Annotated in this window: 8 protein-coding genes; 1 reads left to right on the top strand and 7 read right to left on the bottom strand. The window is 72.2% G+C overall.

Annotation, left to right across the window (positions count from 1 at the left end; translation table 11 throughout):
* Positions 1-140: 140 nt before the first annotated feature.
* From ACFWRO_RS03360 to eccD, 7 genes are all read right to left on the bottom strand, one after another.
* Complete coding sequence (locus ACFWRO_RS03360) at positions 141-653, bottom strand: YbaB/EbfC family nucleoid-associated protein (protein ID WP_384503845.1); 513 nt, start codon at positions 651-653, stop codon at positions 141-143.
* Positions 650-3,475, bottom strand: coding sequence for an AAWKG family protein (locus ACFWRO_RS03355; RefSeq protein WP_384503844.1), 2,826 nt, complete (start codon positions 3,473-3,475; stop codon positions 650-652). Before ACFWRO_RS03355 ends, ACFWRO_RS03360 begins: the two co-directional genes overlap by 4 nt.
* A gap of 39 nt (positions 3,476-3,514) precedes the next feature.
* The gene (locus tag ACFWRO_RS03350) at positions 3,515-3,985 is read right to left on the bottom strand and encodes a type VII secretion system-associated protein (protein WP_384503842.1); all 471 of its coding nucleotides are present in this window, start codon (positions 3,983-3,985) and stop codon (positions 3,515-3,517) included.
* A 29-nt stretch (positions 3,986-4,014) separates the two neighbouring features.
* Positions 4,015-4,338, bottom strand: a complete 324-nt coding sequence (locus ACFWRO_RS03345) for a WXG100 family type VII secretion target (protein ID WP_384503840.1) — start codon at positions 4,336-4,338, stop codon at positions 4,015-4,017.
* Positions 4,339-4,428: 90 nt separating this feature from the next.
* Positions 4,429-4,773 (bottom strand): WXG100 family type VII secretion target, encoded by a 345-nt coding sequence (locus ACFWRO_RS03340; RefSeq protein WP_384503839.1) that lies wholly within the window; start codon positions 4,771-4,773, stop codon positions 4,429-4,431.
* Positions 4,774-4,905: 132 nt separating this feature from the next.
* A complete protein-coding gene (eccB, locus tag ACFWRO_RS03335; RefSeq protein ID WP_384503838.1) occupies positions 4,906-6,438 on the bottom strand; it encodes a type VII secretion protein EccB in 1,533 nt (510 codons plus the stop codon).
* Positions 6,439-6,544: 106 nt separating this feature from the next.
* Positions 6,545-7,936 carry a type VII secretion integral membrane protein EccD gene (gene eccD, locus ACFWRO_RS03330; RefSeq protein WP_384503836.1) on the bottom strand — a complete coding sequence of 464 codons (1,392 nt, stop codon included), beginning with the start codon at positions 7,934-7,936 and terminating at the stop codon, positions 6,545-6,547.
* A 185-nt stretch (positions 7,937-8,121) separates the two neighbouring features.
* Between eccD and eccCa the strand changes: the two genes are divergently transcribed.
* Positions 8,122-12,069, top strand: a complete 3,948-nt coding sequence (gene eccCa / locus ACFWRO_RS03325; RefSeq protein WP_384503834.1) for a type VII secretion protein EccCa — start codon at positions 8,122-8,124, stop codon at positions 12,067-12,069.
* Positions 12,070-12,077: the final 8 nt, after the last annotated feature.

The following is a 12,077-nucleotide window of genomic DNA, read 5'->3' as shown; positions in this document are numbered from 1 at the left end:
GGCCTACTCCCGGTGTCCTGCCACGGTGCGGCGGTGCGGTGGTGCGGTGGTGAGGAAATTCTGCGCGCGGAAGTCCCCGGGCGCTTGCGTCAGTTGACGTACGTCATGACCAGGTTCAGGCACGTCGGCCGGGCCCCCGCTCAGTCGTGCGGGTCGCCGTCGACCTCGTCGTAGAGGGCGCGGCTCTTCCTGCGCCGGCCGCCCTGGCGGTCGGCCTGCCGCTCGGGCTCGGGGGGCGCCGCAGGGCCGAGGAACTGGCCGATCAGGGCGCCCCAGTCGGCCGTCGTGCCGGGGATGCCGGGCAGGTCGGGCATGCCGGGCATGGCGCTGAGGGCGTTCACGCTGTCGGTGAGCGGCTTGACCATCTCGGTCACGTCCCGGGAGGCGAGGGCCCGGGCGTTGCCGAAGGCCTCCATCACGGAGGCCGCCAGCTGCGGGGCGGCCATGCTCCGGTACTTGCTCTCCAGGAAGCGGATGGCCGCCATCTCGCCCGTGCCCGCCACGGTCACCTCGACGCTGCGGTCCTTGGACGTGGCCGAGAGCTTCATGCCGCGGACCTGTTCCTGGGCCTGGGCGGCCGCGCGCTCCGAGGCCTCCAGGTCCGCGATCGCCATGGCGAGGCGCTCCTCGATCGAGTGCTTCGGCGAACTCATCGGCTCTCTCCCGTCATGAAGGCGTTGTTCTTCGCTCCCCCGGTTCCGCCGGGTTCTTCCCGGCCGAGGACGGCCGGGTTGACGTCTTCCTCGGTGCCCCAGACGTCCTCTTCCTCGGCGAGCCAGTTGGCCCGCTCGCGGTCGGAGCTCTGGGTCTGCTGGCCGGCGCCGTTCTGGCCGCCGCCGGGCGGGGGCATGTACGGGGGTGTGCCGCCGGTTCCCTGGGCGCCGGTCCCCTGGGCCATGCGGTTCGGCGAGGCCGCGGGGTCGTTGACGAACTCGCGGACGCGGTCGCCGCCGGCCCCCATGCCGCCACCCGCGCCACCCATGCCGCCCGCGCCGCCCATGCCGGCGCCTCCCATGCCGGGCATCATCGGCGGAGTCCCGGTCGGGGAGCCGTTCGGCATGCCGCCGAGGGCCCCGTTGGGGCTGCCGCCGAGGGCGTCCACGCCGAAGGCGGGGAAGTCGGTCGACAGGTCGTAGCCCGCCTCCTCGTAAGCGGGCGGGTTCGCGGGGAGCGAGCCCCCGCCGCCACCGCCGAACGTACCGCCGCTGCCGCCGGTCACCCCGCCGCCCGGTGTGCCGTAGCCGTCGGTCGCGGAGACACCGGGGAGGTCGAAGCCGGGGCTGTTGAGGGTGGGGAGCGTGGTCAGCGGGATGTCGGGGCGCTCCCCCAGCGGTTTGCCGTCCGGTCCCAGGTACGAGGTGTCGCCGTCGGGTGTGGTGAGGGTGACGAGTCCGCCGGGGTGCAGCACCTTCTTGCTGCCGTCCGGCTTCTCGGTCGTGGTGGTCCCGTTGGGCTCGGCGGTGATCTTCGTACCGTCGGGCTTCTCCGTCAGGGTGGTGCCGTCGGGGCTCCGGGTGATCTTCGTACCGTCGGGGCTGGTGGTGACGACACTGCCGTCGGGGAGGACGGTACGGGTGCTGCCGTCGGGGAAGGCGACCGGCGTACCCGAGCCGTCCCGGTTGAGGCTCGGCGGCTTGACGCCGGTGCTCGACGTGCCGTTCGGTCCGGGGAGGCCGGGGAGGGGGGTGCCGTCGGGGCCGGTCGTGCCGGGGAGACCGGAACCGGGGAGGCCCGAACCGGACCCGCCGAAGTCGGGTACGCCGCCCGGCACGGAGACGCGCGTGTTCGGAAGTCCCGAGCCGGGGAGACCGGAACCGGGGAGACCCGACTCGGGGAGGCCGGAACCGGGCAGGCCCGACCCCGGCAGGCCGCCGAGGTCCGGTGCGGGCACGTTCACCGAGGTCCTGGTCGGGTTCCCGGTGCCGCCGGGGCCTCCGGAACCGGTGGTCCCCGGCAGGCCTCCGGGGCCCGGCACACCGTCCGGCAGGTTCAGGCCGGAGCCGTTGAGCCCGCCCCCGGAGCCGTTGCCGCCGGGGCCGTTCAGATTGGGCGGGGGCACGTTGGCCAGGAACGTATTGGGGTCCGGCACCCCTCGGTTCCCGCCGCCCTGGCCGCCCGTACCGTCGTTCCCGCCCGTGTCGCCTGCTCCGTTGCCGCCCTCGTTTCCGAGATCGTTGAGGTTCGGGGGCGGCGGGAGGTCCCTGTTGTTCCCGCCGGAGCCGTCGCCGCCGCTCCCGTCGCCGCCACCGTCCCCGCCGAGCCCCAGCTTGTCCAGGATGTCCTGGATATCCGGGTTGTTCTCGCCGTTTCCACCCGTGCCGTCGTCGCCGCCCTTGCCGTCACTGCCGAGCGGGGAGGTGTTCCGCGTCGTGATCGGGTTGGTCAGGACGGAGGACGCGTCGACGAAGGCGTTGTTCACCTTGCTGAGCTGCTCGTTGCCGGCCGGCACAAGCACCGCGTTGATGTGTTCGTTCCAGCGGTAGATCGCGTGCTCGCCGATCTTGGTCCAGCTCTCGATCTGGCTGAGGTCGCCCCAGGTCGGGTGGTTCTGCTGGAAGGAGCCGTTGGCCTGGAAGCTGGTGGAGTATCCGACGTCGTAGGTGCTGACCTCCATGTTCACCTGGCTGAGATTGCTCCCGTGGATCCAGAGGGCGGCATCGAAGATCAGCGTGTTCAGGATCTGCATAGGGTTGGACAAGGAGTTGCTCGCCCACCTGTACCAGGCCATGGCCAGGTCGTAGGCCGACTGGTGGACGGCGTTCGCCGCGCCGATGAGAGCATCACCCTGCTTGGTGAGGGAGCCGCCCCGGCCGTTCACCGGCAGCAGGGCGAAGTTCTTGGCCGAGAAGCCGGGCGGCGACAGCTGCTCCTTGTAGCCCTTGTAGTTCTCCTCCATGCGCCTGATCAGGGCCGCGAACGCGTCGGCGGCCGTCCCCCGCATGTCCGCGTCCTCGTGCCCGAGGGAGTCGGCCCACTGCTTGAGGATGGCTTCCTGCTCACCGAAGTACAGGGACGAGCGGTCGTAGGCGCCGGCGACATCGGAGAACGTCCGCAGGTTGACGGCGTTCTGCGGGTCGATCACCAGACCGCCGTAGGAACTGCCCTGCGTGGAGAAGGGGTTGTTCACGATCCCGTTGAGCATTCTCAACGGACCGAAGATGTAGTTGTCGAGCGGGGTGCCCGGCTGGGCGGGGCGCTCGGACGGGTTCCAGAGGAAGTCGATCGTGATCTTCTTGAGGTCGAGGGCGCCGCCGCCGGTCGTGTAGTAGCCGAGCACATAGGAGTGCCCCTCTACGTTGGGACCGACGGTCGGCAGCTTCTCGGACGCGGCGACGCTGCCGAGCGATTCGACCTTCACGTTCATCAACGGCACCTTGTCGTCGGTGCCGTTGAGTTCCTGGAAGAGGGTGGAGCGTTCGGGCACCGGGTAGCCCGTCAGCAATCTGACCGCTGTGGCCCACAGGTCGACAGGCATGGATGCCCTCCGCTCTTCCTTCTCTTCCGGTCCGGCGGCTCAGGCGCCGGTCTTGGTCGGGTCGTTCGGCAGCCCGGTCGGGTTGTTCGGCGAGCTGCCGGACGACTTGATCGTGTTCAGGAACTCCTGCGCCTTGATGTCGTCCAGCGTCCCTCCCTGCTTCTTGAGGAACTCGTCGATCATCTTGAGGAGGGTGTCCCTGATCTCCTCGGACAGGTTCGTCATCTGCTGGAGCATCGTGTCGATGCTCTGGGTGAACTTGAGCGTGGTGGAGTTGAGGGTCGATCCGTGCACCGTGTCGTCCCCCGACATCAGCCCGATGGCCAGCGGCTTCATCAGCGCGAAGGTGTCCGGGTTGGTGTAGCCACGCGCGATGTTGCGGGGCGAGAGGGCGGTGCCCGAGTCCTTGCCGAGTTCCACGATCGCGTTGAGGAACTCGGTGAGCGGACCGTTGATGAAGGCCTGGATCGCCGGGGTGTCGAGCTTGGTGAGCTGCGCCTGGGTGGGCACCGGGATGCTCCCTGGGTCCGGAGGGGTGGTCAGTAGACCTGGAGGTTGCCCCAGTCCGAGGCGAGGCCGCGGTCGAGCACGCCGTAGCCCTCGGCGATGTCGCTGAGCAGCTTGCCGCTGCCGGCGACGGCCTGCGCCGCGTGGTCGACGTAGCCGTGCCACTCGACGAACTTCTCGCCGAAGGCGCCCTTGTCCATACCCCGGCAGCTGTCCTGCCACTGGGTGATGGCCTGCTGGAGGTTGTTCAGGACGGTGTCGATCGCCTCGCTCGCGTTGATGAGCTGGGCGGTCACGCCATCGGTCGCGGCGTAGTTGATGTTGATGGATCCGTGGTCGTAACTGGCCTCGGGCACGAGGTCCTCCTTCGTCTGCGTGGATGGTTCCGGGTCCGCGGGGAGGGGCGGACGGATCGGCCGGGGGCGGTCGGATCAGGGGGGGGCGGATCAGCCCTTGAGGCCGGAGATGGCGTTCTGCATGCGCGTGATCTGACTGGTGTTGGTGTCCTGGAGGTCCGACTGCCGGCCGGAGTTCCTGATCATGGTCTCCTTGACGCCTTCCAGGCCCCGCTCGACCTTCGTCACGTCGGCCTCCCACGCGGCGAGGAGGTCCTGGTACGCCTTGCCGTCGGCGCCCGTGTAGCCGCCGGGGCCGACCAGCTCGTTGGCCGAGGTGCGGACGATGCCCCGGATCCGGGTGATGTCGTCGTGGGCGCCCTGCATCAGCTCGGCGACCCGGAGGTTCGCCTCGGCTACGGTTTTGTATGAGCCGCCGGGAATGTCATCGGCCATAGGGATCACCCTTTCCGTGGTGGGGTCGTGCCGTGTCGTGTCCTGGGATCGGAGCCTGCCTCCGGCCGTCCCCGGACGCATGCGTCGCGTTACGTAGCTGCCGTCCCGGAGTCCGGATCTACGTCAACTCCCTTACTCCGCAGAGGCGTTGACGGCCTGCGTGGGTTCCTGGGAGCCGGAGGGGGCGTCGGCCGCGCCCGGGCAACTCCGCTGCGGCGCGCCCGAGTCCGCGGCAGGCGGCATGGCCGCGGCCGCCGGGTCGAGGGACGCGCCCGTCGGCAGGGTCATGAGCAGGGCCGAGGGCAGACCCCGTACGTCCGCGGCCGTGTAGCCGAGGGCCTCCAGGGCCCCGCCCGGGGCGACCGGGTGGCGTACGCCCGAGTCGGTGACGAGGAAGACGGTGTCGCCCATCCGGGTGCCCGCGCTGCTGAGCGCCTGGATCAGGGCGCCCTTGCCCGGCGGCACCTCCACCCGGTCCACGGGCAGGCAGGCCGGGGCGACCCCGTCGGCCGGCGGCTGCGCCACGTGGTCCTCGGCGACGGCGGCCGGTGCGAAGGCGACGCTGACGCCCATGGCCGTGCCGTCGCTCGGCCGGACCACGGCGCAGGGCTCGGCGCCTCCCGGGATCTGGACCAGGCGGGGCGGCGAGGCCGGCAGGCCGCCACCGGCCGGGCGGCCCGCCGCCGAGGCCAGGTGGCCCCGGGCGGCCTCGGCGCCGAGCGGGCGCGCGGCCGGGGTCTGTCCCCCGTACGCGTCCTTGCGCGTCTGCGGGTCGCCGAGGACCAGGGCGGTCTCGGTCTCGGTCAGCGGGGTGAGGCCCTCGCGCCGCAGCAGGTGGAACTGGCCCGCCGCGCCCGGGACTTCGACGCTGAAGACCTGGCCGACGCGGGTCGGCTGCCCGTCGAGCGCGGGTCCCGCCTCGCCGCGCCCGGGTACGGCGGGCGCGGCGAGGTCGGGAGCCGCGGGCAGGGCGACGAGGAAGGCCGCGGAGACGGGGTGGGCGGCGGCGGAGCCGTAGCCGAGGGAGGTGGCCGCGCCCGTCGTCTCGTCGAGGAGGTGGCGTTCGCCGCCCAGGAGCAGCGAGCGGCGCCCGTCGGGCCCCTGGACGAGGAGCGCCTCGCCGGAGCCCAGCGGACGCCCGCCGTCGGCGGCGCCGAGGGCTAGCCGGGTCCGTACGACGAGCTCCCCGGAGGTCTGCCGGGTGGTGGCCCCGCACACCTGCCAGGCCGAGGACAGCAGGCTGCTACGGCCGGGCAGGTAGTCGGGGGCGCCGGGGATGCCCACGGGCGGGCCGTGCGGGGCGTCCTTCGTGGCGGAGCTGCTCACGGTCGCGGACTTCATGTCGCCGTTCAACAGCAGCCGCGCGGAAGCGTAGTTGAGGACCGGGCGCAGCCGCCCCTGGGCGAACACGTACCGGTTCCCGGTGTCCTTCTCCAGGACCAGCGTGCCCTCCGCCCGCCAACTGGTCGAGCCACCCGGGGAGAAGAGGCCCCAGAGTGCCGAGATGAGAACCGCGACCACGCCGATGATCAGCCCGAAGGCCATCCCCCGGTTGGTGCGCCCGCCGGGGGTCTCCAAGGTGTCCGGGTTCTCGCGGAGCATTCCGGAGGTGAGCCGGCCCATCAGGAAGAGATGGGCCTGCACCTGGTCGTGCCTTGACTGCACGGGGCCCTCCGGCCTGCTCGTCGGTGTTCGAAAGGTCTACGGGGGCGGCAGCGCGAGCGCCGCCGGTGTCAGCCGGTCGCGGGGGCGGGTGCCGGCGTCGCCGGTGTCAGCCGGTCATCCCGCGTACCAGGCCGTACACGCCCAGGACCCACAGGGCGAGGGGCAGCAGCGCGAGCGCCACCAGGAAGTGCAGGATCTCCGCCGCGCGCCCCCAGTACGGCACGAGCCGTCGCCCCGGGACGGTCCAGATGGCGATGGTGAGGACGATCGCGAGCGCCACCAGGACCGCCACCAGGCCCAGCCGGCCGCCACCGCCGTCGAGGGCGTCGGCCCAGGCCATGGCGAGGACGGCGACGCCCCAGACGCCGGGGGCGAGGATCGAGACCCGCTGCCAGACGCTGCCGAGGTTGCGGCCGTGCAGGAGCAGCAGCACCGTCAGGGTGGCCGCGGTGATGGCCTCGGCGAGGCCGAAGTGCTGGGCGAGGACGGTGACGCAGAAGGTGCAGACGAGCCCGGTTGCCGCGTAGAGGGAGGTGAGCCAGGCGTTCGCCGTCGCCGAGCGCCGGGCCACCTCCTCGCTCGCGTGCGGTTCGATGCCCTCCTGGAGCTCCTCGGGCGAGGTGGGCAGCGGCCGCATCTGCATGCCGGACATCCGGAAGGCGAGCGCGGGGACGAACCCGCCGAGGATCACCGCCCCGACGGCGATCACCGCGGCCACGTCCGGGGCCGGGAATCCGCTGGCGGTGATCAGCCCGCCGGCGGCGGTCGCGAAGGCGGCGACCACCCCGACCGAGAGGAAGACGGCCGCGGAGGCACCCACCACGGACAGTGCGAGGACCGCGCCGCCGGCCGCCGCGGCCCCACCCGAGAGGAGCCGGGGGCCGAGCAGCTCCGCGCCGGCGGGTCCGCCGGGCAGCAGCCAGCCGGCCAGGGCCAGGAAGGGTACGGCGGCGCAGCCCAGCATGACCGCGGTGAACGCGTCGCCGACGGCCCGGCTGGCGGTGCCCGCGCCGGCGAGGAGGAGAACCCCGCACAGCGCGGCGGTCAGGCCCCGGTCGACGGACGGAAGGCCCGGCATGGCCAGGACCAGGGCCACGGCGGTGAGCAGCGTGGCGGCGACGACCCGGACGAACGTACGGCTGCTGGACTCGGTCCAGTCGCCGCCGAGGCGTCCCATCACGGTGGCGACCCCGTCGACGATGTCGTCGAAGTGGGCCTCGGGCATGGCGTCGGCGGCCGACCGCAGATAGAGGGTCTCGCCGTCGCGCACCTCCAGGGTGGACAGCGTGCCTTCCGGGTCGAGCGGCGCCTCGCCCAGGCGCTGGAGCACCCAGCCCTGTCCTTCGACGTTGGTCTCCTCGGCCGCGGTGCCGGCGAAGCCGAGCAGCGCCGGCAGCAGATCGGAGACGGGGATGTCGGCTGGAGCCGCCAACTCGACTCTGCGGCCGGGTACTTGAATGGTCAGGCGGCTCAGCCCGGCGAGGGGACTCTCACTCATGGGGCGCACACTACGGGCGGAGCCGCGCTCCTCCCTTCCGACGAATGACGCAATTGCGCGGTGCGGATGACGGTGTTCCCCGGCGACCCGTCCGGGCGGGCCCGAGGGCGGCCTAGGGTGCGGAAACCCGTAGCGCCGCGCCGGAATCGCCCCGCGCCGGCGCGCGCAGACGAAGGAGCGAGTCCGTGAGCGTGGTCCTCTTCCGCAGGCCGGCCCGCCGGCGCGGGCCGGAGATGCCGGACGGCGAGCTGAGCCTCCAGGAACCGCCCGTCCTGGCCGAGGCACAGCCGAACGCCGGTGGCGTCTGGACGTTCCTGCCCATGGGCATCATGTCGTTGTCGATGATGATGATGTTCCTGCGGCCCGGCTCGGGCGGCGTGTTCATGTACGTCGCGGTCGGCATGATGGTCCTCGGTCTGGTGGCGATGCTGGTCGGTCAGGCCATGCAGCGCCGGGGCGAGCGCAAGTCGAAGATGAACGGGGAGCGGCGCGACTACCTGCGCTATCTGTCGCAGGTACGGCGCCGGGTGCGCAGGGCCATCGTGGAGCAGGGCGACGCCCTGGCCTGGCGCCATCCCGCGCCTGCGGCGCTGTGGTCGCTCGCGACCTCCAGCCGGCTGTGGGAACGGCGGGTGAGCGACGAGGACTTCGCCGAGGTGCGGATCGCGCGCGGATCACAGCGCCTCGGACTGCGCCTCGCGCCGGTGACCACCCGCCCGGTGGAGGACCTGGAGCCGCTGACGGCGCACGCGCTGCGGTGCTTCGTGGAGGCGTACGCGCAGATACCCGACCAGCCCATCGCCGTATATCTGCGGGCGTGGTCGCGGGTGCTCGTCCGCGCCGAACCCGAGGAGGCGCGGGCCTTCGCGCGGGCCCTGCTGGGGCAGTTGGCGACCCTGCACAGCCCCGACGACGTGTGGATCGCGCTGTGCGTCTCGGACGAGGTGAAGGAGGAGTGGGACTGGGCGAAGTGGCTGCCGCACGCGCTGCACCCGCAGGCCACGGACGGCGCCGGGCCGACCCGGATGGCCGCCTCGGCGGTCAATGAGCTGACGGATCTGATCGGCGCCGAGTTCGCCGAGCGGCCGCCCTTCGATCCGACGGCCACGCCCACCCGGGACGAGCCCCTGGTGGTCGTGGTGATCGACGGTGGCCAGGTGCCCTCAGGTCACCGGTTCGACGGCGCGGGCTTCCGCAACTGCGTGGTCATCGACCTGTCCGGGGAACTGCGCTGGCGTCCGGGCCGCACCACACTGCGGCTCGCGCTGAACGAGGGACAGGTCGAGCTGGTCCGTACGGACAGCAACCGGCGGGAGCAGTCGACGGTGCTCGGTGTCCCCGACGCGCTCGGACCGAACGCGGCCCGGGCGCTGGCCAAGGAGCTGGCGCCGTTCCGGGCGACGACGGGCGGGGAGTCGGCCGAGCCGCTGGCCTCCGACATCCAGCTGACCGGGCTGCTCGGCATCAACGACCTGCGCCGCCACGAGCCGGCCACCCTGTGGCAGCGGCGCTCCGCCCACCAGCACCTGCGGGTGCCGATCGCCCTCGCCGGCAACGGCGGGGCGGTGGAGCTGGACCTGAAGGAGTCCGCGCAGGGCGGGATGGGTCCGCACGGCATGCTGATCGGGGCGACCGGTTCCGGCAAGAGCGAGCTGCTGCGCACGCTGGTGCTCGGTCTCGCCCTCACCCATTCCTCGGAGCGGCTCAACTTCGTGCTCGTCGACTTCAAGGGCGGCGCGACCTTCCTCGGGCTCGACACCCTCCCCCATGTCTCCGCGGTCATCACCAACCTGTCCGACGAGGCGGCCCTGGTGGACCGCATGCAGGACGCCCTGCACGGTGAACTGATGCGCCGCCAGGAGCTGTTGCGGCAGGCCGGCAACTACGCCTCGGCCCTGGAGTACGAGCAGGCGCGGGCCGGTGGCGCGCGGCTCGCCCCGCTGCCGAGCCTGGTGGTCGTTGTCGACGAGTTCAGTGAACTCCTCTCCGCGCACCGGGACTTCATGGACCTGTTCGTGATGATCGGCCGTCTCGGCCGTTCGCTCGGGGTGCACCTGCTGCTCGCCTCGCAGCGGCTCGACGAGGGCCGCGTGCACCAGCTCGAGAGCCATCTGTCGTACCGGATCGGCCTGCGCACCTTCTCGGCGATGGAGAGCCGGGGTGTCCTCGGCGTGCCGGACGCCTATCTGCTGCCGCCCGAGCCGGGCAACGGCTACCTGAAGACCGGCGTGGAGGAGCTGACCCGGTTCCGCGCCGCGTACGTGTCGGGGACGTACCGGAGCCGGGCGGGCGCCGTCTCCACCTCGCGGGTGGCCAACCAGATCGTGCCGTGGACGACCACCTGGGTGGTGCCGCGGCAGCCGGTGGAGCCGACGGAGGAGGAGGCGCGGGCCGCGGCCGAGGAGGAGACCGACTCGCTGCTCTCGGTGGCCGTCGGCCGGCTCGTCGGTTCGGGGCCCGCGGCCCACCAGGTGTGGCTGCCGCCGCTGACCGCCTCCCCGCCGCTCGACATGCTGCTGCCGCCGCTGGAGCCGCACCACGAGCGCGGTCTGACCGCCGTGGACGGGGAGCCGCGGCTGCGGGTTCCGGTCGGGGTGGTCGACAAGCCCTTCGAGCAGCTGCGCGACCTGCTCACGGTCGACCTGTCGGCGGCGGGCGGGCACGTGGGGATCGCGGGCGGTCCGCAGAGCGGCAAGTCCACGATGCTGCGCACCCTGATCGCCTCGCTGTCGCTGACCCACACCCCACGCGAAGTCCAGTTCTACTGCCTCGACTTCGGCGGCGGCTCGCTCTCCGGTCTGGCCGGGCTCCCGCACGTCGGCGGGGTGACGGGCCGCCTGGACGAGGACCGGGTGGGGCGTACGGTCAGCGAGGTGAGCGTCCTGCTGCGCCGGCGCGAGCAGTTCTTCCTGGACCACGGCATCGACACGGTCGCCGCCTACCGGCAGCGCCGGGCGGCCGGGGAGTTCGCCGACGAGCCCTTCGGCGACGTCTTCCTCGTCATCGACGGCTGGCCGACGGTCCGTCAGGACTTCGACCACCTCGTCGACGACATCAACAAGATCGCGCAGCGCGGGCTCAACTACGGGATCCACATGATGCTTTCGACCGCCCGCTGGATGGAGCTGACCCCCGTGCTGCGCGAGGCCATCGGCAGCAAGCTGGAGCTGCGCATGGGCGATCCGATGGACTCCGTCATCGACATGCGCAAGGCCGCGACCGTCCCCGCGAACACACCCGGCCGAGGCCTTACCGCCCAGACCAAGCTGCACTACCTCACGGCCCTGCCCCGGATCGACGGCGCCGAGTCGGCGGACGACCTCGCCGACGGCGTCGCGGGCCTGGTGAGCGCCGTGGCGGACGGCTGGGCGGGGAAGCCCGGGGCGCCCGCGGTCCGTATGCTCCCGGCCCGCCTCGGGTACGGGCAGCTACCCGCGCCGGACGGGCACCGGCTGCCGATCGGCATCGAGGAGAACGAACTCTCCACCGTCCACCACGACTTCTCGGAGAGCCCGCACCTGGTCGTGGTCGGGGACACCGAGTGCGGCAAGACCAACCTGCTGCGCTCGCTGGCCCGTTCGATCGTCTCCCGGTACTCCCCTTCGGAGGCGAAGATCCTGATCGCTGACTTCCGGCGCGAACTGGTCGACGCGGTGCCGCCGGAGTACCGGCTCGGCCACGCCGTGTCCGGGGACGCGCTGCGCGAGTACGCCCAGGGCGTCGCCCAGGCCATGTCGGAGCGGACCCCGGGCGAGGACATCCCGCCGGCCCGGATGAAGCTGTGCGACTGGTGGGAGGGGCCGCGGCTCTTCGTCCTCGTCGACGACTACGAGATGGTCGGCACCGGCTTCAACTCGCCGCTGGAGTCGCTGCTCCCGCACATCCCCCTCGGCTACGAGGTGGGCCTGCACATGGTCCTGGCGAGGGCCTCGTCGGGCGGGATGCGGGGCGCGTCGGACAGCATGATCCGGGGCCTGCTCGACGCGAACAGCACGGCGCTGCTGATGTCCTGCCCTCCGAGCGAGGGGACCTTCATCGGGAACGTCAAGCCGAAGCTGCTGCCGCCGGGGCGGGCCGTCCGGATCGCCAGGCGGCGCAGCCTGATGATCCAGACCGCGCTCCTGGAGGACTGAGGGCTGGG

Source organism: Streptomyces sp. NPDC058579, from assembly GCF_042718575.1.
In the GTDB taxonomy this organism is placed as follows: domain Bacteria; phylum Actinomycetota; class Actinomycetes; order Streptomycetales; family Streptomycetaceae; genus Streptomyces.
Note: the sequence above shows the minus strand (reverse complement) of the source record. Positions and strands in the feature narration are given on the sequence as shown.